The organism is Pseudomonas sp. F007, assembly GCF_057814275.1.
The window spans coordinates 360,996-382,100 of the sequence record NZ_JBVATA010000008.1; the positions used below are offsets into that span (position 1 = coordinate 360,996).

The 21,105-nt window shown below is 60.4% G+C and carries 21 protein-coding genes and 2 pseudogenes; 10 read left to right on the top strand and 13 right to left on the bottom strand.

Translation table 11 applies throughout. From position 1 onward, the window contains the following. The first annotated feature begins 86 nt into the window (after window positions 1-86). Together ACZYR5_RS21785 and ACZYR5_RS21790 are read left to right on the top strand one after the other, a co-directional pair. The gene (locus ACZYR5_RS21785; protein ID WP_489091499.1) at window positions 87-1,145 is read left to right on the top strand and encodes an aromatic ring-hydroxylating dioxygenase subunit alpha; all 1,059 of its coding nucleotides are present in this window, start codon (window positions 87-89) and stop codon (window positions 1,143-1,145) included. Between the two features lie 75 nt (window positions 1,146-1,220). Then, the gene (locus tag ACZYR5_RS21790; RefSeq protein ID WP_489091500.1) at window positions 1,221-2,171 is read left to right on the top strand and encodes a PDR/VanB family oxidoreductase; all 951 of its coding nucleotides are present in this window, start codon (window positions 1,221-1,223) and stop codon (window positions 2,169-2,171) included. 9 nt (window positions 2,172-2,180) lie between these two features. Here the strand turns inward: ACZYR5_RS21790 and ACZYR5_RS21795 are convergent, their stop codons facing one another. From ACZYR5_RS21795 to ACZYR5_RS21805, 3 genes are all read right to left on the bottom strand, one after another. After that, a complete protein-coding gene (locus ACZYR5_RS21795; protein WP_489091501.1) occupies window positions 2,181-2,894 on the bottom strand; it encodes a GntR family transcriptional regulator in 714 nt (237 codons plus the stop codon). 85 nt (window positions 2,895-2,979) lie between these two features. After that, complete coding sequence (locus ACZYR5_RS21800) at window positions 2,980-4,230, bottom strand: OprD family porin (protein ID WP_489091502.1); 1,251 nt, start codon at window positions 4,228-4,230, stop codon at window positions 2,980-2,982. Window positions 4,231-4,299: 69 nt separating this feature from the next. After that, window positions 4,300-5,634, bottom strand: a complete 1,335-nt coding sequence (locus ACZYR5_RS21805) for an MFS transporter (protein WP_489091503.1) — start codon at window positions 5,632-5,634, stop codon at window positions 4,300-4,302. Between the two features lie 439 nt (window positions 5,635-6,073). Between ACZYR5_RS21805 and ACZYR5_RS21810 the strand changes: the two genes are divergently transcribed. Together ACZYR5_RS21810 and ACZYR5_RS21815 are read left to right on the top strand one after the other, a co-directional pair. Next, window positions 6,074-6,241, top strand: a complete 168-nt coding sequence (locus ACZYR5_RS21810) for a hypothetical protein (protein ID WP_489091504.1) — start codon at window positions 6,074-6,076, stop codon at window positions 6,239-6,241. Between the two features lie 643 nt (window positions 6,242-6,884). Next, window positions 6,885-7,811, top strand: coding sequence for a hypothetical protein (locus ACZYR5_RS21815; protein WP_489091505.1), 927 nt, complete (start codon window positions 6,885-6,887; stop codon window positions 7,809-7,811). A 230-nt stretch (window positions 7,812-8,041) separates the two neighbouring features. On the opposite strand, the gene ACZYR5_RS21820 is transcribed toward ACZYR5_RS21815, so the two are convergent. Both ACZYR5_RS21820 and ACZYR5_RS21825 read right to left on the bottom strand, forming a co-directional pair. Then, window positions 8,042-8,512, bottom strand: a complete 471-nt coding sequence (locus tag ACZYR5_RS21820) for a type II toxin-antitoxin system YhaV family toxin (RefSeq protein ID WP_489091582.1) — start codon at window positions 8,510-8,512, stop codon at window positions 8,042-8,044. Beyond that, on the bottom strand, window positions 8,512-8,829 hold the full coding sequence (locus ACZYR5_RS21825) for a type II toxin-antitoxin system PrlF family antitoxin (RefSeq protein WP_489091583.1): 318 nt from the start codon (window positions 8,827-8,829) through the stop codon (window positions 8,512-8,514). Before ACZYR5_RS21825 ends, ACZYR5_RS21820 begins: the two co-directional genes overlap by 1 nt. Before the next feature lie 329 nt (window positions 8,830-9,158). Here ACZYR5_RS21825 and ACZYR5_RS21830 point away from each other — a divergent pair, with 329 nt between their 5' ends. Beyond that, window positions 9,159-9,326 carry a hypothetical protein gene (locus tag ACZYR5_RS21830; RefSeq protein ID WP_489091506.1) on the top strand — a complete coding sequence of 56 codons (168 nt, stop codon included), beginning with the start codon at window positions 9,159-9,161 and terminating at the stop codon, window positions 9,324-9,326. A gap of 64 nt (window positions 9,327-9,390) precedes the next feature. On the opposite strand, the gene ACZYR5_RS21835 is transcribed toward ACZYR5_RS21830, so the two are convergent. After that, window positions 9,391-10,596 carry an MFS transporter gene (locus ACZYR5_RS21835; protein WP_489091507.1) on the bottom strand — a complete coding sequence of 402 codons (1,206 nt, stop codon included), beginning with the start codon at window positions 10,594-10,596 and terminating at the stop codon, window positions 9,391-9,393. A gap of 12 nt (window positions 10,597-10,608) precedes the next feature. Between ACZYR5_RS21835 and ACZYR5_RS21840 the strand changes: the two genes are divergently transcribed. Then, window positions 10,609-10,821, top strand: coding sequence for a hypothetical protein (locus tag ACZYR5_RS21840; RefSeq protein ID WP_489091584.1), 213 nt, complete (start codon window positions 10,609-10,611; stop codon window positions 10,819-10,821). A 19-nt stretch (window positions 10,822-10,840) separates the two neighbouring features. On the opposite strand, the gene ACZYR5_RS21845 is transcribed toward ACZYR5_RS21840, so the two are convergent. From ACZYR5_RS21845 to ACZYR5_RS21860, 4 genes and pseudogenes are all read right to left on the bottom strand, one after another. Continuing rightward, window positions 10,841-11,170 (bottom strand): DHCW motif cupin fold protein, encoded by a 330-nt coding sequence (locus ACZYR5_RS21845; RefSeq protein WP_489091508.1) that lies wholly within the window; start codon window positions 11,168-11,170, stop codon window positions 10,841-10,843. Window positions 11,171-11,409: 239 nt separating this feature from the next. Continuing rightward, a pseudogene (locus tag ACZYR5_RS21850) lies at window positions 11,410-11,565 on the bottom strand (GTP-binding protein); the annotation flags it as partial. A gap of 71 nt (window positions 11,566-11,636) precedes the next feature. Further along, window positions 11,637-11,714: pseudogene (locus ACZYR5_RS21855) on the bottom strand (nitrile hydratase subunit beta); the annotation flags it as partial. 95 nt (window positions 11,715-11,809) lie between these two features. Beyond that, window positions 11,810-12,724 carry a LysR family transcriptional regulator gene (locus ACZYR5_RS21860; protein ID WP_105754586.1) on the bottom strand — a complete coding sequence of 305 codons (915 nt, stop codon included), beginning with the start codon at window positions 12,722-12,724 and terminating at the stop codon, window positions 11,810-11,812. Between the two features lie 266 nt (window positions 12,725-12,990). Here ACZYR5_RS21860 and ACZYR5_RS21865 point away from each other — a divergent pair, with 266 nt between their 5' ends. The 3 genes from ACZYR5_RS21865 (at window position 12,991) to ACZYR5_RS21875 (ending at window position 17,566) form a co-directional block, all read left to right on the top strand. After that, the gene (locus tag ACZYR5_RS21865) at window positions 12,991-14,013 is read left to right on the top strand and encodes a zinc-dependent alcohol dehydrogenase family protein (protein ID WP_489091509.1); all 1,023 of its coding nucleotides are present in this window, start codon (window positions 12,991-12,993) and stop codon (window positions 14,011-14,013) included. Window positions 14,014-14,616: 603 nt separating this feature from the next. After that, a complete protein-coding gene (locus tag ACZYR5_RS21870; RefSeq protein WP_489091510.1) occupies window positions 14,617-16,077 on the top strand; it encodes a hypothetical protein in 1,461 nt (486 codons plus the stop codon). A gap of 88 nt (window positions 16,078-16,165) precedes the next feature. Next, a complete protein-coding gene (locus tag ACZYR5_RS21875) occupies window positions 16,166-17,566 on the top strand; it encodes an aminotransferase-like domain-containing protein (protein WP_489091511.1) in 1,401 nt (466 codons plus the stop codon). Window positions 17,567-17,616: 50 nt separating this feature from the next. Here the strand turns inward: ACZYR5_RS21875 and ACZYR5_RS21880 are convergent, their stop codons facing one another. Beyond that, window positions 17,617-17,814: a hypothetical protein gene (locus ACZYR5_RS21880; protein ID WP_489091512.1), complete on the bottom strand. Its 198-nt coding sequence runs from the start codon at window positions 17,812-17,814 to the stop codon at window positions 17,617-17,619. Between ACZYR5_RS21880 and pgm the strand changes: the two genes are divergently transcribed. Continuing rightward, window positions 17,813-19,456, top strand: coding sequence for a phosphoglucomutase (alpha-D-glucose-1,6-bisphosphate-dependent) (gene pgm, locus ACZYR5_RS21885; protein ID WP_489091513.1), 1,644 nt, complete (start codon window positions 17,813-17,815; stop codon window positions 19,454-19,456). The two genes, ACZYR5_RS21880 and pgm, sit on opposite strands and share 2 nt — an antisense overlap. A gap of 156 nt (window positions 19,457-19,612) precedes the next feature. On the opposite strand, the gene ACZYR5_RS21890 is transcribed toward pgm, so the two are convergent. Together ACZYR5_RS21890 and ACZYR5_RS21895 are read right to left on the bottom strand one after the other, a co-directional pair. Continuing rightward, window positions 19,613-20,278 carry a response regulator gene (locus tag ACZYR5_RS21890; protein WP_489091514.1) on the bottom strand — a complete coding sequence of 222 codons (666 nt, stop codon included), beginning with the start codon at window positions 20,276-20,278 and terminating at the stop codon, window positions 19,613-19,615. Window positions 20,279-20,334: 56 nt separating this feature from the next. Continuing rightward, complete coding sequence (locus ACZYR5_RS21895; RefSeq protein ID WP_489091515.1) at window positions 20,335-20,892, bottom strand: PQQ-dependent catabolism-associated CXXCW motif protein; 558 nt, start codon at window positions 20,890-20,892, stop codon at window positions 20,335-20,337. Between the last annotated feature and the right edge of the window lie 213 nt (window positions 20,893-21,105).

Sequence of the window (21,105 nt, forward strand, 5' to 3'; positions counted from 1 at the left end):
TGGTTCTGCTTTGCAAAAACCTTGACTGTTAATGATTTGAGTCGTTTAAATGGATCCATAAAAACAAGCCTGCTCCGGAGAGTCCCATGTATCCCAAGAACACCTGGTATGTCGCCTGCACCCCCGACGAGATCGCTGACAAGCCTCTGGGCCGGCAGATCTGCGGTGAGAAAATCGTTTTCTATCGCGGTCAGGAAGGCCGGGTGGCTGCCGTCGAAGATTTCTGCCCGCACCGTGGCGCGCCGCTGTCGCTGGGTTACGTCGAAAACGGCAACCTGGTCTGTGGCTACCACGGCCTGGTGATGGGCTGCGACGGCAAGACCGTGGAAATGCCCGGTCAGCGCGTGCGCGGTTTTCCGTGCAACAAGACCTACGCGGTGGTCGAGCGCTACGGTTTCATCTGGGTCTGGCCGGGCGATCAGGCGCAGGCTGATCCGGCGCTGATCCACCACCTGGAATGGGCGGTCAGTGAAGAGTGGGCCTACGGCGGTGGGCTGTTCCACATCAATTGCGACTATCGCCTGATGATCGACAACCTGATGGACCTGACCCACGAAACCTACGTGCATGCTTCGAGCATCGGCCAGAAAGAGATCGATGAAGTGGCGCCAGTGACCACGGTCGAAGGCGACGAGGTCGTCACTGCACGGCACATGGAGAACATCATGGCGCCGCCGTTCTGGCGCATGGCCCTGCGCGGCAATAACCTGGCCGACGACGTGCCGGTGGACCGCTGGCAGATCTGCCGTTTCAGTCCGCCCAGCCACGTGCTGATCGAAGTCGGTGTGGCTCATGCCGGCAAGGGCGGCTACCACGCCGAGCCGCAACACAAGGCTTCGAGCATCGTCGTCGACTTCATCACCCCGGAAACCGAGACCTCGATCTGGTACTTCTGGGGCATGGCACGCAATTTCAATCCCCACGATGAGGCGCTGACCGCGACCATCCGTGAAGGCCAGGGCAAGATCTTCAGCGAAGACCTGGACATGCTCGAACAGCAGCAGCAGAACCTGCTGGCCAATCCTCAGCGCAACCTGCTCAAGCTCAATATCGATGCCGGGGGCGTGCAATCGCGGCGCGTGCTGGAACGCATCATCGCCCGCGAGCGAGCGCCGGCTGTCGAGTTGATCGCCACGGCCAACTAGCCAGCGGCGTCACGCCCGGTGAACCCCATTGATCTTGTCTACGGCCACTGCGGTGGCCGGTCTTGAAGGTGCGTCATGATTGAAGTCGTCGTCAAATCCCGCCACAACGAAGCATTGGATATCTGCAGCTACGAGCTGGTTTGCGCGCAAGGCGGGGAGCTGCCCGGCTTCAGCGCCGGCTCGCACATCGACGTGCACCTGCCCGGCGGCCTGATCCGCCAGTACTCGCTGTGCAACCACCCGCAAGAGCGCCACCGCTACCAGATCGGCGTGCTCAAGGACGCCGCTTCACGTGGCGGCTCGCAGAGCCTGCACGAGCAGATCAACAACGGTGACCGGCTGTTGATCAGCGAGCCGCGCAACCTGTTCCCGCTGGTGCCGGAAGGCGCGCGCAGCCTGTTGTTTGCCGGTGGCATCGGCATCACCCCGATCCTGTGCATGGCCGAACAGCTGGCGGCCAGCGGTGCGGATTTCGAGCTGCATTACTGTGCGCGCTCCAGCGAGCGGGCGGCCTTTGTCGAGCGACTCAAGGGCGCTGCTTTCGCCGGCCGGGTGCACCTGCATTTTGATGAGGACGCGGACTCGCGTCTGGACGCGGCCAAGGTCCTGGGCAATCCCCGGGCGGACCTGCACCTGTATGTCTGCGGTCCATCAGGGTTCATGCAACACGTGCTCGACAGCGCCAAGGCCCAGGGCTGGGGCGAGGCTCAGTTGCACCGTGAGTACTTTGCCGCCGCACCGGTGGACACGGCGGGCGATGGCGCGTTCCAGGTCAAGCTGGGCAGCAGCGGGCAGGTGTTCGATATTCCAGCGGACAAGACCGTGGTGCAGGTGCTGGAGAGTCACGGGGTGGAGATTGCCCTGTCCTGTGAGCAGGGCATCTGTGGCACCTGCCTGACCCGTGTGCTGGAAGGGGTGCCCGATCACCGTGACCTGTTCCTCACCGAGGAAGAGCAGGCGGCCAATGATCAGTTCACGCCCTGCTGCTCGCGGTCCAAGTCGGCGCTGTTGGTGCTCGACCTTTAAGCCCGCCGGTCACTCGCCACGAGCGATGACTTTCAGTCGCTCGTTGTTGCCGATTGCCCCAAACACCTCGGCGTAACGCAGGGTGGCATTGGCGTGTTCGCGCATGATCGCTTCGGCGCGTGCGCCCTGGCGGCTGATCAGCGCGTCGAACACCGAGTGGTGCTGCATGTGCGCGAAGTTGAAGCGCCGGTATTCGCGCGCCATGTCCTGGCGATCGATGGCCAGCGCCGATACCGAGGCGAAGGGGCGATGGTCGTTGCGCGCCAGGGCCTCGGCAATCGCCGGGTTGGCGCTGCTGTCGACGATCACCTGATGAAAGCGCATGTTGAGGTCATGGAACGCCTCGATGTCCTCTTCGGTGACGAAGCCTTTGTCGAACAGCGCATCGCCCCGCACCAGACATTCCCGTAACGCCGCCTGCGCTTCTTCGCTCAAACCGCGCTCGGCGCTCTGTCGCGCCGCCAGACCTTCCAGTACGCCTCGCACTTCCACTGCACCGGCGATATCGTCGGCACTCACCGAGCGCACCTGATAACCCCGTCCTCCATGGCGCACCAGCAAACCTTCCTGCTCGAGGGTGACGAAGGCCATGCGCACCGGCATGCGCGAGACGCCGAAACGTTCTGCGGTGGGGATTTCCATCAGCCGCTCGCCGGCGGCCAGCTCGCCCGAGGCGATCATTTTGCGCAGTGCGACCAGCACCATTTGACCCGGTTTGCTCATGCAGGCGACTTCCAGAAAGGGATTGGCCATAGTAGCGCAGGTGGGGAGGGAGATGCAGGGGCGGCGTGCGCCCCTGGCGGGAGGATCAGAACGACAGGGGGTAGCTGACGATGACCCGGGTCTGATCGAAGTCGCTGTTGAAGCTGCGACGGTTGGTGGCGTTGTTGACGCGCAGGCTGAGGTTTTTCAGCGCGCCGCTTTGCAGGGTATAGCTGACTTCGGTGTCCCGTTCCCATTCCTTACCATTAGTGCCGGCCTTGGTCGTGGCGTTTTCACCATGACCGTAGCGGGTCATCAGTTGCAGGCCGGGGATGCCCATGGCAGCAAAGTTGTAGTCGTAGCGCGCCTGCCATGAACGTTCGTCAGCGTTGCTGAAGTTGCCGTTGAACATGTCGTTGCCCAGGGTCCGGCCGCTGCTGCCATACACCGACATCCAGCCGGTGTCGCCGCTGACCTTCTGCAGCCCGAGGTACAGGGTATGGCCACCGAGGTTGGCGGAGAACAGCCCATAGGCGGTATGACTCTGCACGTCGCCGATCAGGGCGCTGCCGTCATCCTTGTCGATGAAGTAGCCGAGGTTGGCGCCGAGGGTCCAGACGCCGAAGGTCTGTTTGTGCTGCAGGTTCAGATAGCTTTGCTGATAGATGTCTTCGAGCTGCGAGTGCCAGGCGCCGATCAGGGTCTGCTGTTCGTTGAAGCGGTACTCGGCGCCGGCATAGTTGAAGCCGTCCGACATGACCGTGGGGGCGGCCCAGGCCGAGAGGTCCTGCATGTTTGACGAGTTGCGCAGACTGACAGCGGTGTAGCGCCCGCCCTGCAGGTTCAGCCCCGACAGTTCGCGGGACGCCAGCATGCCGCCCTGAAAGGTCTGCGGCAGCAGGCGGCCGTCGTCGTAGCGCAGCAGCGGCACATCCGGCATCAGCTCGCCAAGCATCAATTCGGTCTGCGACACGCGCATTTTCGCGGCCAGTCCAGCACGTCCGTAGTTGTCGGCGGCGCGACCATCGTCGTGTACCGGCAGCAGTTCCGAACCGCTGCGTTGCGGGCCGCTGTCGAGCTTGACGCCGAGCATGGCGATGCCGTCCAGGCCGAAGCCGACCACGCCTGGGGTGTAGCCGGAACTGAACTTGAGGATCGCGCCCTGGGCCCATTCTTCGATCTTGCTTTTACTGGCGCCAGAATCGTTGAAGTCGCGATTGAAGTAGTAATTGCGCAGGGTCAGGCTGGTCTTGGCGTCTTCGAGGAAGCCCCCGTTTTCGGCGTTGACCGAGGAACTCAAGGCGAGAGCGATTGCACCGCCGAGCAAGGCCCGGGGAGGGAGGGGGAGGACAGTCATTATTGTTGTATTCCTGGAGGATGAAGTGGGTAGCGAGAGCACGGCCCTCGCTACCGGTTTTGCAGGGGATCAGGCTCGGCTGAGTTCGCCGGCCGGCTGTGCCGGAGTGCCGGGACGCAATTGCAGCAGGACGATGGCGGCAATCACGAACACCACGGCAAACACGCCGTACAGGTGCAGGGGCTGCCAGCCGCTGTCGAGCAGCACGCCAGCAACGGTCGGCGAGAGGATCGCGCCGATACGCCCGATGCCTATGCCCCAGCCGACCCCGGTGGTGCGCACCGAAGCGTCGTAGACAATAGGCGACAGCGCGTACAGGCCCGCCACACAACCGTTGACGAACAGCCCGATCAACAGGCCCAGGCCGAGGGCCATCGACACCGAAGACGCCGAGCCGACAAACAGCACCAGCAAGACCGCCGAGATCAGCATGAACAGCGCCAACACCCGGGTCAGCCGCCAGCGCGAGGCCAGGGCGCCAATCAGTGCCGCGCCAAAGATCCCGCCGACGCTCAACAGCACGCCGCCGCTGATGCCTTGTTGCGCCGACAAGCCGGCAGCTACCAATAGCTTCGGCGTCCAGCTCATGACGAAGTAGAAGCCGAACATCACCAGGAAGAACAGCAGCCAGATCAGCAGGGTGGTGCGCCGCGATTCAGGTGCGAGCAACTGGGCCAGACGGCCCTTGCCGGCGTTTGGCGTCGAAGGGATCAAAGGCAGTTCGCTCAGTGCCGGCTGACCGAGGCGGGCGGCCAGGCGATTGATCCGCGCAAGGGCATTGACCGGGCGACGGGTGACCAGGAAGTCCAGCGATTCGGGCAGGAACAGCAGCACCAGGGGAATCACCGCGAGGGTCACGGCACCGCCGAAGATGAACACCGAACGCCAACCGAAATGGGTCAGCAGCCACACCGACAACAGACCGCCCAGGGTCGCACCCAGGGCATAGCCGGTGGATTGCAGACTCACCGCCAGCCCGCGCCAGCGCTTGTTGGCAAACTCACTGGCAATCACGTTGCTGCTGGCCAGAATCCCGCCGATCCCCAGGCCGGTCAGCCCCCGCAGCAGCGCCAGTTGCAGCGGCGTCTGGCTCAGCGACGACAACAGCATGCCGACGCCCGAAAGCAGCAGGCAGAACAGGATCAACGGCACGCGGCCGAAGCGATCCGCCCAAGGCGCAATAAACAGCGATCCCGCCGCCATGCCAAACAGCCCGGCACTCAACAGCAGCCCGACCTGCGCGCCGTTCAACGCCCATTCGGCAGACACCGAGGAAGCGGTGAAGGCCATCACCAGGACGTCGAAGCCATCGATCATGTTCAGCACGATGCAGATGCCGATGGCCAGCCACTGGAAGCGGGCCATGGGGCTGTCATCCACGACTTTCTTCAGGTCGATACTCATGACCGGCCCTCGGCGTGGGGCAGGAGAAAGGCAGAACGCATCAGGCACACACAGGTGGCTGCAAGCCGAAGCTTGAGCCCGATTGAGCAGTCATTCATCTCGACACCCTTGTTATTTTTATCAGCGGGCAGGCGCGATGCCTGACACCGAGGGGTGCAAGTCAATCAAGTTATGGATCCATTGAGAAGAGGCTGTTTTTTCTGTTTTGCTGAGTCTTTTCTGTTTTGTCGAAAAAAGCCTTTAAAAACAAGTATTTATAAAAACTAAAAGGTGTTCGATTATCGGCCGGCCATGGTTTAAGGATCCATTTATGGGTTTTTCGGCGTCGCGTTATCGGGCTCTTGTGTGTCCTGCCCCGACCGATCTGGGCTTCGCGCGTTGACTGAAGGAAGGGACCTGCCTATACAGTCCGCTTTTCCTTCTGTTGATCCGAAAAGCCATGAGCGAAGAACGAGATATCCCCGAGCCCGAGCACGACCACCTGCTCGATCACGAATTCCATGATGACGAACCTTGGGCCGAAGCCGACGCTCAAGGCATTCTTGATGCGGACGACGAAGAGGATGATGAGGTTGATTATCTGGATCAGATTGATCAGGAGGAGTGAGGGGCAACATGAGATACCAGCCCAGGGGCAGGGGGTGGAGTGCCCCTCAAACGGACTGAATGGTAGGTAAATCCAGTCGATTGTGGCTAAAGGCGTAGAGCAATCGTTAACACAAAAATAGGGAATTACCAGCCTTGATAGGGCTGGGCGCTGTCGGGCTCGAGCGTCTGGTCCGGATGGCGATGACTATTGGTCGAATCAGGGGGCACGGAGGCCTGTTCCTGCCAAAGCTGGGCAGCACCGAAGGCATCCTATCTAGCAATCACTAGCCTGCAAGACGCTACCTACATGTTCTCCAGATATTCAAAAGCAGTTTCACGTGGTGTTAGCGTAGTGGTTTCAACGCCAGGACGTCAGTTCGCGCCCCCCCCAAAAAACGTATTTCGCTAGTACTGCACCGTCAGTGCAATTGCGAATGGCTCCAACTGACGTAAGCCCTTCCAGCGATCGCGACCCGCTCTGCGTGGATACTGCTGACCACCAAACTCTTTGGGAATGAGTAACTTTAGGAAATGTCCTATTTACTTCCGGGATTCACATCTACAAGGTACTGCCAGCTAATTAGATCTATCGGCGGGGCTAATCGATCAGTATGTTTCTACTGGGGAAATACACGAGGGTTTGGCGTATTAGCGTGGCTCTAATGGCAATGCTCCTTGTAATTGGAACGCTGTCCGGCTGCATAGCGGGAGCGATCCTCTATGGCACTGGTAAAGCTGCTATCGAACTCCCCGGCGACATTGCCACACTAACAAATCACTCCAGTGCGAAGAAGGCCATGGAGCGTAATGATGTGGGTGGAGCGATTCGCATACTGTCGAGAAGCCACAACCAAAGAAAGGAAATATCTGGTGGACCCAGTTGGGGTGAATTGAATTGGAAAGCAGCTATCCTAGTCGTGCAGGCCCATGACCAAGGACACGATATTGATGACAAGGCCTTACTGAGGGCTTATCAGGTACTTTCGCAGGATGATGACCTGATCAGCGCCGTGCATTTCCAAGAGCTGTCCGGTCCGTTGGTAGCGAAGACATATGGCAATAAGAGCACTGAGGTGCTTAAGCTGGCCATGGATCAAAAAGCCATCCTACTCGCTTACCTGCGTGCGGGGGGATGGGTGGATCTCAATCGCTCACTGGACGTCAGCACGATGGTTATCATCGATGCACGTCAAAAGCGCCCCGGCGTCCGTATGCTTGGCTACGAGCCGGACCTCCTGATTAGCTTCCCTTTACGCCTGTCGCGAACTAACCGCGAGTTATTCTTTGAGCGCAACAACATGACACTGCTGCCGCGAGGGCAGTGGCACGACGAAGTGGCGCTCAAGAGCATGATGCTCACCGATGATTATCTGTTCTGGCTGGAAGATCACTATTGGGCGTCAAACGGCACCCATGTAACCCGGTGGCGAACTCCGGCAGCAATTTATTCGAACTTGACCCAATCCATCACGATGATCAGAGGTTGGCAACACGCGGTTAGTCGCATGCAGGCTCAAGGTTTTGATGTGAGGTACGGGAAAGGTCCGTACTACACCGAGGGAGAATGGAAGCCACGATTTAGCGACTGAGTAAAGCCGAGCAGCGCTCTAGCCGCGCACGGATGTTGCGGGCAGAGTGGTTGACGGCATTTGTGAAGTGGCGAGCCGCTTTGCAACAATTGCCGCGAACCTGTGCCTACAGCTTATTAATCCAGACACCTTCGGCATGATCCAGGGTCGCATCGAATGGAACGTGGCGTGGTTACGGCCGGGTGGGGCGATCCTCTAAGTAGAGTCTCTCGGCTTGCTCGCAAATTCGATCAGGAGTCAGGCGTTCTGGATGCGCGCCAGTCGCTGCGCGCGGCTTTGATCAATGCATCCCAGTCATCAGGAGGTTTGCCCCGGCCCAGCATCTTCTCGAACACGGCATAAGGATCGGACTTGCTGCCTGCCGACCTCAAGGTGTGTTCGTCATTGACCCATGCAAAGACAATAATCCTGGACTTCGAATCGTAGCGAAAGAACAACCGAAACCGCCTGCCAATCTTTGCCCGTCGCCAATGGCGATAAGCTGCTCCAAGCGTATTGCCCTGGCGGAATTCATCTCCTGCTGGATCGCCGGGGACGCCATCCATGATCAAGTGACTCAAGGCTCGGAACAGCTTGACGTTGGAATTGCTTTCAAAACCTTGTGGGTCGCTCTGTTCAGCCCGGGCGACAGCCTCTTGCAGTTTACGTAGCTGTAAGATCACACCTTCATGGAACAACAGTGTCCAGCCATGTCGCTGAATCAAAGTGCGACCTCACCGTCAATCTCTTCGTCCAGACTCACACCGTGGCCTGCGTTGGCGAGCATGGTCTGCGCCAGATCTTCAGGCAATGCGGTGATGTTTCGTCCGCTTCGAATGTCGGCCTCAAGCAGGACCAGGAATGCGCCGATAGCAGGGTCTTCGTGGACGGTCTCCACACGACTGACCACAACTTCGCCCGCGCGCACGTCAAACGCGATCTTGCCACCGGTGTCCAGGCCCAGTAGCTGCCGAACGGTTTTGGGAAGCGTTATCTGGCCCTTCGAGGTCAGCGTGGCGATTTCATGAATGGCAGGCATGAGGATTCTCCTGAAAAAGGAAATCCGACAGTAAGGAATGTTCCTTACTTTGTCAATGTGCGTAATCTGCTGAGTAGGGATCGGCGCGGCCCCACGCGGCATTTCCAGTTTCATGCCTCGCAGGCGGCTGACCAATATCCAGAGTGTGCTGTTGACTTGAATGATGTGTTGTTTGCCCGACGCAACGGTGGCGCCGTTGATCATTACGGTCTCGACGGGGGTGAATTTCGCTCTCCGGCGCATGGACGCGCCCTAGAGGCGCGGATTGTTGACTGAAGGAAGGGATCTGCCTATACAGTCCGCTTTTCCTTCTGTTGATCCGAAAAGCCATGAGCGAAGAACGAGACATCCCCGAGCCCGAGCACGACCACCTGCTCGATCACGAATTCCATGATGACGAACCTTGGGCCGAAGCCGACGCTCAAGGCATTCTTGATGCGGACGACGAAGAGGATGATGAGGTTGATTATCTGGATCAGATTGATGAGGAGGAGTGAGCAAGCGCTCTCATGAGTGCTGCGGGTCATTGGGCAGTCTGGCGGTTTTCCAGGGTAAATCGAATTATGGGTGGACCTGGCTTGTGCGGTCCTGAGCTGAAGACCTGGCGCGATGCTCGCTCAACATCAACGTCGCTATAGCCATCAGTACAGGTACAAACGCCAGCGCACAGACAAAGGTCCAACCGTATCGATTCAATACACCGCCCGACGCAAAGGAGCCAAGCACCACGGCGCCAAAGACAATGAAATCATTGAGCGCCTGGACCTTGTTTCTTTCGCTTGTTTCATGACACCGAAGGACGAGCGCCGAGGCGCCGACAAAACCGAAATTCCAACCAATCCCCAGAAGAACCAGGCATAGATAAAAGTGGTAGGACTGCACGCCGGCAAGCCCGACAGCAATAGACGCACCGGTTAACACCAACCCCATCAACACAACGCGGTTTGGCCCGAAGCGGCGGATCAGATTTCCCGTGAAAAAACTGGGGGCGTACATTGCAATGACGTGCCACTGCAATGCCAGATTCGATGATGTCAGCGAAAGATGCTCATGCTTCATTGCGAGCGGGGCCGAAGTCATCAGGAAATTCATCAAGGTGTAAATGATGACGCCACAGAGCATGGCATTGATGAGTTGAGGCTGACGAACAATCACCGCAAGCGGACGACCTGGCGTGCGAACAGCCGCCTCATGGCGTGGTAAATCGACCCCTAGCAGCACCGCCGCCGAAACCACTGCCATTAATGCGGCTGCAACATAAGTCACGACAAACAGGTGGGACTCCCAGAGGTCCATCGTATAGGTGACCGTCTGTGGGCCAAGTACACCCGCCGCCAGCCCGGCCGCCATGACGATTGAAAGCGCCCAGGGCTGCCTGTTTTGCGGGACGCATTCTGCGGCGGCGAAACGAAACGTCAGCACCACCGCGGCATAAGCGCCACCCAACAGCATCGCGGTACAAAAAATGAAGAACGAAGACAAATAAATGCCAATGGCTGCCAGCACCCCCATCAGGATGCCGCACAAGGATCCCAGCATAAACACGAGGCTGCGCCCATGACGCTGGGCGATGGCGCCGGCAGGTAGCGTGCAACTTGCCATGCCCACGACAAAAATGGAGATAGGCAATGTCGCCAATGCTTTATCCGGTGCAAGCATGTCGCCCACGAGGGCGCCGGTTGCATAGACGATGACTGAGTTACCACCCGCCAATGCCTGGGCGGTTGCCAGTCGAAAAATATTACGGTTCCCTGATGTGGCCGACACGACTTCTCTTCCTTGAATGAATCTTCCGTTGATGCAGTGACAGCGTGCCGATTATCCATCAAAACCCATGGCCGCATTGCTCGTTTCGGTATCCAGACGCCGGTAGCGGCGCACGTCATCGACAAGCACCTCCCGACAGCGGGCAAGCCAGCCCACATCATGACGGCGAAGTTCTCCGACCGCTGCCGCTTCAAACCCGATAACGCAGACTTGGGGCTAATCTGACTGGTATGTCTGTGCAGTACTAATCCACCACGAACAGTTTTGCTCCCGTCGTGGTGAAGGACCGATGTCCTTCAGCATCGTTACCCACCTGATAGCTCATTCCGGCAGTCAGGGTGAATTGACGACCATCTTCCAGTTCGGTGTGCAGTTGACCTTCCAGGCACAGCAGGATGTGACCTCTCCAGCACCAATGATCAGCCAGATAACCAGCGCTGTATTCGACCATCCGCACGCGCGTCGAGCCGAACTGACAGGTTCGCCAATAAGCAGTCCCGGTCTCGCCAGCATGCTTCACCGGCTCTATCGTTGACCAATCGGTTGTACCAAACGCAATAGCGCCGAGATCCATGGTTACCTCATCGAAATGCAGTGAGTGCGGACCGTATCAACCTCGGGATGTTGCCGATAGATACAGATCGCGCGTTTTTACGGAATACAGGGTTCACTGCATACGCGTGAAAAAAGAAGGCCTGCGATTTACGGCGGCGGGGTGTTGGCCCGTTCCGGCTGTTCCAGCCTGTCGGTGAGTGGCGTCAGTACCCAACGGCTGCTTCGGCTGAAAGAGACCGGGGAACACCTCTACCTCGGTCAACGGGCAGCAGCCAGTAACTGCTGCGTTGGCCCGCTCGACAAGGCACCGGCGTCAAAGGCTGTCGCGCCCGGCAGGGCGAGCCAGGCCGACGGGCCGGCGGCGATTTCCTCGGCGCTCAGCAGGCAATGGTCGAGTTCGCGCTGTAACGCGCCGGAATCGACGCGCAGGCCTTCGCGATTGCGCAGGATATGGTTGAGCAGGGTGGTCTTGCCGGCGCCGACCATCACGCGTTCACCTTGCCGGCGGCGTGATCCAGATAGCTTTCGAACAGATCGACCACGACGAAACCATCGTCTGCCGCTGCAAGTTCTGCTCGATATTGACCACAAACATGCTCGTCAGCATGGGCAGTCGTGTAGGCGCAGTCGCGCGACTGCCGTGCCGCTGAATCTCGATCTAGAGACTATCGGGGTCGCCAAAGAACATCTGGATCCTGGAGCGCAGCCATCGCTCCCCCGGGTCATTATCCTGCGACCCTCGCCACGCCATATGCAGCTCAAAACTGCGAGTCGGCAGCGGCGGATCCTCCGCGCGCACGCCGCCGGCGGCGGTGAGGGCTTCGGCGGTGTAGTCGGGGACGGTGGCGACGATGTCGGTGCCGGCGAGCAGGGTGCTCAGGCCGTTGAACTGTGGGACGGCCAGTACCACGTGGCGCTTGCGTCCGAGTTTTTCCAACTCTTCATCGATGAAGCCACTGAGGTCGCCGGCGAATGACACCAGGGCGTGGGGGCGGGCGCAGTAGTCGTCCAGGCTCAACGGGCCAGGCACAGTGTCGGCGCGTAGCAGTTTCGGCTGGCTGCGACGCAGGACCTTGCGCTTGGCGTTGGCCGGCAGGTCGGTAGTGTAGCTGACGCCGATGGAGATTTCGCCGGAGGCCAGCAGGCCGGGCATCAGGATGTAGTTGACCCGCCGTACCACCAGCACAATGCCCGGCGATTCGGCGCGCAGGCGCTTGAGCAGCATCGGCAGCAGGGCAAATTCGACGTCGTCGGACAGGCCGATGCGAAACACCGAGGTGCTGGTGGCCGGGTCGAATTCGGCGGCGCGGCTGACGGCGGTGGAAATCGAGTCCAGGGCCGGGGACAGCAGGGCGAAGATTTCCACGGCGCGGGCGGACGGTTCCATGCTGCGCCCGGTGCGCACGAACAGTGGGTCGTCGAACAGGCTGCGCAGGCGTGACAGGGCCGCGCTGATGGCCGGTTGACCGAGAAACAGCTTCTCCGCGGCGCGGGTCACGCTGCGTTCATGCATCAGGGTTTCAAACACGATCAACAGGTTCAGGTCGACACGACGCAGGTCATTACGATTCATCTGGAGTCCTGGCAGAATCAGCAAACTTGACGAGAGCGGCCATTTGAGAACAATGACCGGCATGAATCTTACGGGGAAAGGCTGTTACTCTGCACGAGTAAATCATTTTTCCCACAAGGATGACTCGGTTTTCCAGGGTGACAGGCGGATTGCCGGAGCTGCGGAATCAATGACAGGCATGTCGACTATTAATAGCCACTGATGGTCTTGGCGCGAAAGCCCGGATAGAGTTCAGGGCATTAGAGGTTACTTTGACGAGGTTTGCGATGTCCCGCACGATCCGTTTTCACAAGTTTGGTCCTGCCGAGGTGCTCAAGTGCGAAGAGCATGCGGCCGCTCAGCCGGCACCCGGTGAAGTACAGGTGCGTGTCGAGGCGATTGGCGTCAGTTGGTACGACACCCTGTGGCGGCAGAACCTGGCATCGTCCCATGCCCGACTGCCCTCCGGCATTGGCCAGGAAATGGCCGGCGTAGTCACCGCGCTCGGCGAGGGCGTCGACGACCTGGCGATTGGCGATCGGGTAGCCAGCTTCCCGGCGCAAAGCCCCAACGATTACCCGGTGTACGGTGAGCAGATCGTGCTGCCGCGCACCTCCGTGACCCGCTATCCCGACGTGCTGAGCCCGATCGAAGCCGCTGTGCATTACACGCCGCTGCTGATCGCCTATTTCGCCCTGGTCGATCTGGCTCGGGTCAAGCCCGGGCAGTTTGCCCTGGTCACTGACGCCAGCCACTGCGCCGGCCCATCTTTCGTGCAACTGGGCAAGGCCCTGGGCGTGCGGGTGATTGCCGCGACCAAGAGCGCTGAAGAGCGCGAGTACCTGCGGTCGCTGGGTGCCGAGAAAGTGATCGTCACCGAGGAAGAAGATCTGCTGATGCGGATCAACAAGCTCACCGACAATCGCGGCGTGGATGTGGTCTTCGACGGCCTGGGCGGCCCGCAGATGTCGTTGCTGGGCGATGTCCTGGCGCCTCGCGGCAGCCTGGTGTTGTATGGCCTGCAAGGCGGCAACCAGACACCGTTTCCGGCCTGTGCCGCGTTCCAGAAGAACATCCAGTTCTTTGTGCACTGCATCGGTAACTTCACCGGCAAGCCGGAGTTGGGAATTGCTCAGGACCCGGTGGCCATGCAGCGTGCCCTGCGCGAGATCAACCAACTGACCGCCGACCGCGTGCTGTTGCCGCTCAAGACTCGGGTGTTCCCGTTTGCCGAGTTCGTCGAGGCCCATCGTTATATGGACGAATGCCCTTGCCGTGAGCGCGTCGCGCTTGAGATCGAACCGGCCTGAGCCACTGCCTGACACCCAAAGCCCGCGCAAGCGGGCTTTTTTGTGGGTGGAGCGGGCACCAGTAACTTTTCCGTCAGGCCGCTGATAGCCGGCTCAACGACTGAGCTGGTTTTTCCCTGGCATCTGTATCTTCTAATCAGCCTCCAGCCCCTGATAATTGAATGACTACTTTCATCTCAAGGAATGAGTCATGGCTGAGCCCTTTGTTTTAGTTGGCACCCACCCCAGTGCCTGGTGTATGGAGCAGTGCTTGTCTACGCCTCGTGTCGAGAGTTCACAAGTAATGGCGACGCTTGCAAGTTGCTGTTCGCCTAGTCGGTTATTGATTCCTTATTTGCTGTACTCGATGTTTGTAGGACGCTGTCGGATGCGTCCTAGGCCACCAGTCTTCAGGTCGGAAGGCCCGTATTCAGGCGGTCGGCGGCGCTTGCAAGATCGCCGGGGGAGCCGGCGGACAATCATGTCCAATAGTGTCTGAAGGCAATGTGCCATCACTTAATGGTCAATACTAATGGCCAGCACCAAACAGACTTCGTCGATCAATCTGCAGCGGCGGATGAATGTTCTTTTGATACCGTTTTATTGAATGTCAGGTAAATAACGATGAGCGCTATACATGATTCAGCGATGAACAATGTCTATCACCAGGTTTTGACGCGTTTGCTGAGTTTCTTTTCTCGAGCAGAGCGCACGGCTCTGCAACTTCTGATTCAGCGCCTGTTGGTGGCGGCCGGCGGTCCGGAGCGTATCGGCCATTACAAGGTATTGGTGTCGCACAGCGGCAGCCGAGACAGTTGTTACGCACTGGCCTTCATGCGCGCCGCCCAATTGAGCATTGCCGGCAGGAGCCCGGCGACCTTCCAGATGCGTATCGCCACGCTACGGCTCGGTGCCACCACGCCGGCCATGATCGAGAGTATCCATCGCAGCTACGGCGCGCTGTTTGTCTACGATGACCCTCGAGTCGAGGTGTTGATGGTCGATCATCGCGAAGTCCTGCCTTTCGCCCATTCGATGCCGATTTCCGACGCCGGGCGCGAACTCAACCGACACAACTCGCTGCTGCTCGGGCACTTGCGCACGCCGGGTTGCCTCTATGAGGTCGGTGATGAGGGTTATTTGGCCATGGGTGACTTCTATGCGCAGATGGCTCGCTGGGACGGCGGCGTCGACGCACTGGTGGGCGGGGAGACGGCGCGCCAGCAGCGGCAGTTCCTCGCCGGGTTGCTGCGCGGTGCGAGAAAGGCCGGGTTGGCGCCGATTCCTGGGCCCGAGCAGAGTTTTGAAGGGCTGTTCGCCACCCTCGAGGCGTTGCAGGACGATCTGTACCGCGAACTCTATGCCGATCAGGACCGCGTCGAATGGCGGCCCGAGGCGCAGTTCGATGCTCGGCGCGGGACCATTCACATCGATATCCAGGACCTGGTGACCGGCAACCTGGAGGAGCGTTGGCCGCTGCTCACCGAATTCCTCGGCCTGCAGCCCGACGAGCTGGACGTGCAGATGCGCGAGAACGACTTCGCCAGCCCGCTGCTGGCGGCGCATTTCCATGGTTTGCAGACCACCTACCTGTATGGCCACAGCTATGAGCGCGGATTCACCCACTACGTGCAGCATGCCTTGCTGCTGATGCGTCGGCGCGGAGTGCCGGAGCGCTTCTGCAACCAGGCCATGGCGCTCTACGGCGACCCTCGCGATGTGCCGGCGCTGCGGATCCAGGCCAATATCGAGGCGCAGCAGACCTTGGGCCTGAGTGAGGCGCAACAGGTCTGCCTGCTGTTCGCCCCGTTTGTCGAGGGCGGGGCCGGTCTGGAGCGCTTCCTGCGCCGTTGCCATCCGGGGATGCTGGTGGCCCAGCTCGATGTGCACAAGGCGTTGCAAGGCTTGCCCGCGCCGGAGCCGGTGCTGCAATGGATTGTCGATGTCAGCGGCCTGTCGATTGCCCTGGTGCGCAGCCTCTACGCCAGGCGCGCCGTGGCCTCCAGCGAACCGACCCTGGCCAGCGAGTCGGTACCTGCGGCGGAAAACGCCCAGGCGCCGACTGAATACTCGGCGAGACGTTGAAGGAGCCCGGTTTGACTGATCGCACACACGTCGGCCGCGCTGGCGCCCGGCAGCGGTTCCCGGCCTGGCCGTTGCGTGGACAGCAGCCATGAAAGCGCCCAGGGAAAACGACTTTGCCTACCAGGCTGTGTACCGCTATCTGACCAATCTGATCAATGAAGTGGGGGCCGAAACGCCGGTCAAGCTGCCCTCGCTGCGCCAACTGGCAGAGCGCCTGAGCGTGTCGATCTCGACCATCCAGTACGCCTATTCGCTGCTGGAGAAAGAGGGGCGGGTGTACTCGGTGGCCAAATCCGGCTACTACGCGCTGCCAGTGGCGCTGAATGCGCCGTACTGCGGCGGCACCGATCTGCTGGAAAGCCTGTATGTCAGCGCCCGCCGGCCGGGGATGCTGGTGATGAGCACCGACGAGCCGGCGCAATTGCAATCGCTGGACAGCCCGTTGTTGCTGCTCGAGCGCGAGCTGGTGCGCCAGTACCCGCGCCAGCAGCAACCGCATTCGCAGCCCTGTGGCGAACTGGAGCTGCGCACCGCCCTGGCGGCGCGCTATACCACCTCGGCCAGTCGCTGCTGGCACGCCGACGATGTCTACATCGGTGCCGACTTGCGCGGGGTGCTGGAAATCCTGATTGCGGTGCTCGGTCTCAAGGGTGCGACGGTGCTGGTGGAGTCGCCCTGTGACTGGGTGATCTTGCGGCTGCTGCAGGCGGCCGGGGTCAAGGTGATCGAGTTGCCGCTGGCCATCGATGGCAGCCTCGATCCGGAATTGCTGGCGCGCTTGCTCGCCAGTGAAACGGTGCGCCTGGTGCTGCTCTCGTCCGGGGTGAGCATGCCCAGCGGTAGCGTGATGCCGCAGGACAATCGGCAGCGCATCGCCTATCTGTTGCGCCTGCACGGTTGTTGGGTGCTGGAAAACGATATCCATGGTGAGTTGAGTCATGAGCCCGGGGAGCCGCGCCTGCGCGACCTGCTCGATCCGGAGCGGTTGCTGGTGTTTTCCACGTTCGACAAGCTCATGGGGCCGGAAGCGCCCTATGGATTCCTGCTGGCGCGGCCGTTGAGTGCCGAGTTGCAGCGGACCTTCCTGTTGCGTTCGTTTCGTCTGTCACCGATTCGCCAGAAAGCCATTGCCCGCCTGTACAGCAGTGGGCGCATCGATCAGCACTTGCAGGTCCTGCGGCGCCTGCTCGGTGAGCACAAGGCACGCATGCTCCAGGTGCTGGATGAACGCCTGGGTGATGCCCTGGAATGCGTCGAGCCAGCGGCGGGGGCAACGCTCTGGGCGCGTTCGCTGCGGCCGGTGGACATGCGCCGGGTATTCCAGCGCATGCTCAAGCAAAGCGTGGTGATTGCCCCGGGTGAACTGTTCAGCCTGCATGGCCTGCACTCCCAACATGTGCGCCTGAGCCATGCGTTCAGCGGCCAGCATGACCTCGACACGGCGATGGGATTGTTGGGGGATGCCTTGCGGTTGGAGTTGATTGACTGATCGGCGGGAAAAATCCTGCGCTGGGGCGGATAGATACCGTCGCTCTATGGTCAAACTGCCAGTAAACTGCATTGACGGTATTCTGGCGATTTCCTGTGGGAGCGAGCCTGCTCGCGAAGAACGTCAACGATGACGCGATCTTTCTGGATGATCGCGGCGCCTGCAGATTTTTCGCGAGCAAGCTCGCTCCTACAACAACGATCGAACAGCACCACACCCCGAACCACTCCTTCCCAGAGGTTTTGCATGACACTCAGTCCTTTTGCGGGCAAGCCGGCACCAGCCCAGTTGTTGGTCGATATCCCGCGACTGGTAACGGCCTACTACACCGGCCAGCCCGATGCTTCGGTGGCTACCCAGCGCGTGGCGTTCGGCACCTCGGGGCACCGTGGCAGCTCGTTCGAGCTGAGTTTCAATGAATGGCACGTCCTGGCGATCAGCCAGGCGATCTGCCTGTACCGTCAGGCCCAGGGCATCGATGGCCCACTGTTTGTCGGCATCGACACTCACGCACTGTCGACCCCGGCTGGCGCCAGCGCCCTGGAAGTGCTGGCGGCCAACGGCGTGACCGTGATGATCGCGGCGAACGACGAATACACCCCGACCCCGGCGGTTTCCCACGCCATCCTCTGCTACAACCGCGGCCGCACTTCGGGTCTGGCGGACGGTATCGTCATCACGCCATCGCACAACCCGCCGCAAAGCGGTGGCTACAAATACAACCCCACCAACGGTGGACCGGCCGATACCCATATCACCAAGTGGATCGAAGCCAAGGCCAACGAACTGCTGGCGAACAAGCTCGCCGGGGTCAAGCGCATCAGTCTCGAGCAGGCGCTCAAGGCTGACACCACCCATCGGCATGATTACCTCAACACCTACGTCGCCGACCTGGTCAACGTCATCGATTTTGACGCGATCCGCGACGCCAAACTGCGCCTGGGCGTCGATCCGCTGGGCGGTGCCGGGGTGCGCTACTGGTCGGCGATTGCCGAGCACTATCGCCTGGACCTGGACGTGGTGAACACCGAGGTCGACCCGACTTTCCGCTTCATGTCGGTGGATTGGGACGGGCAGATCCGCATGGACCCGTCCTCCAGTCATGCGATGCAAGGCCTGATCGGCCTCAAGGAACGTTTTGACGTGGCCTTTGCCTGCGACCCGGACCATGATCGCCACGGCATCGTCACACCGTCCGGTGGCCTGCTGGCGCCGAACAACTACCTGGCCGTGTCCATCGACTACCTGTTCCAGAACCGCCCGCAATGGCGTGCCGACGCCGCCGTGGGCAAGACTGTGGTCAGCAGTGGCCTGATCGACCGCGTGGCCAGGCGCCTGGGTCGTCGCCTGTACGAAGTGCCAGTGGGCTTCAAATGGTTTGCCGACGGTTTGTTCGACGGTTCCCTGGGCTTTGGCGGTGAGGAAAGCGCCGGCGCTTCGTTCCTGCGCAAGGACGGCGGCGTCTGGAGCACCGACAAGGACGGCCTGATCCCGGCCTTGCTGGCGGCGGAAATGACCGCCCGTACCGGTCGCGATCCAAGCCAGGCCTATGCGGCCCTGACCGCCGAGCTGGGCGAACCCTTCGCCGTGCGCGTCGATGCCAAGGCCACTCCTGCGCAGAAAGCCCTGCTGGGCAAGCTGGCGCCAGAACAGGTCAAGTCCACCGAACTGGCCGGCGAAGCGATCCAGCAGATCCTCAGCAAGGCGCCGGGCAATGACCAGGCAATTGGTGGCCTGAAGGTGATGACCGAAAACGGCTGGTTCGCCGCCCGTCCTTCGGGCACCGAGGACATCTACAAGATCTACGCCGAAAGCTTCATTGGCGACGCGCACCTCAAGCAATTGGTGCAAGAGGCACAGGCGTTGGTGGATGGGGCGATCAGCGGGTAAGGGTGGTTGTGACCGAGGGTGGTGTGTCAGACACACCACCCTCATTGTAGGAGCTGGCTTGTGTAGGAGCTGGCTTGCCAGCGAAGAGGCCAGCCGCTACACCGCATTCGCCAGCAAGCTGGCTCCTACAGTTCCTATCACCGCCCGGCATGTCTTTCACCGGCGCAAATACGACCCGAAATCAATATCCCCGGCACTGAGGATCGCCTGCACCCGGTTGTGCACGTTGAGTTTGCGCAGGATCGCCGAGACGTGGGCCTTGACCGTGGTCTCGGCGATTTCCAGGGTGTAGGCGATCTGTTTGTTCGATTCGCCCTTGGTCATGCGTTCCAGCACCAGCAACTGCTTGCGGGTCAGTGCCTGCAGCAGTTCCGGCGGGAAGCTCGGGGTGTCGTTCATCCGCCGAGGGCTGTTGCTGCGCTGGGTGCGGATGATGTCGGGGGGCAGGTAGACGTTGCCGTTGAGAATCTGCTCGATGGCCTCGGTCATCTGCGCCCGGGGCGACGACTTGGTGATGAAACCCACCGCGCCATAAGTGATGGCCTGCAGCACGATCTGTTTGTCCTGCTCCGCCGAAACGATCACCACCGGAATGGTCGGCGCCTCGTTGCGCAGGTTGATCAGGCCATTGAGGCCATGCATGCCGGGCATGTTCAGGTCGAGCAGGATCAGGTCCAGGTCGTCATGGCTTTCGGTCAGTGCCAGGGCACTGTCGAGGTCGGCCGTTTCCATCACCTCGCTGCCGGGGAAACCATCGCTGATAACGTTATGGATTGCTTCGCGAAACAGCGGGTGATCGTCGGCAATCAGAATTTTATACATAGCCTCTCACCTCATTATTTTGATTATGGTGTGGCAATAACACGCAAGGTGCAACGTCAGGGAAAAGCCTCGGGCTGCGCAGTCGTCAGGGGCAGGTTGGCGGCCTGCCAGGCGTCGACGCCGTCGCGGTACCAGTACAGGTTCTGGTAGCCCAGGGACGCGGCACGCTTCACCGCGTTCCAGCTCAGCCAGCAATCGGAGCGGCAGTAGAACACCAGCGGCCGGCTGTGATCGCCGGCGGTCAAACGCGCAAGATGGCGCTCGAAGTAGGCTTGCCAGGCGGGCGTCAGTTCACCGTCGCCGGTGTTGGCCAGCCAGTGGCTGCCGGGCAAATTCTCGTGAGGCTGGTCTTCGATGAAGCGCTCGTGCAGCCATTGGCGGCGATAGACATCGATCAGTAGCGGCTTCGGCGTTTGTTTCAGCAGCGTTTGCAGGGCAGGGGTGTCGACCAGGGTCGCGCCATCCAGTTGTTGCGGCGTCGGGCTGCGGTAGACATCGATGCGGTAGCCATCGCTGGAGAACAGCGCGGTCTGGGCCTGGGCGACGCCCAACAAGAGGCACAGCGACAGTAGCGCCAGGCAGGGGCGCAGGGGACGGCGGCAGGCACGCGGCATAGCGGTTCAATCCTTATAGTTATGAACCTATTACATGCCAGTCGCAGTGCCTTGGGAATGCGACGTTAGACAGGAAAAGCAGTACTAAAGTACTGGTTTCACCCTCTGTAGGAGCTGGCTTGCCAGCGAAGGACTTGAGGGCGCCGCGTTAAATCAGGATAACCGCGTCATCGTTGGCGTTCTTCGCGAGCAACCGCAAGCGGGAGACCGCTC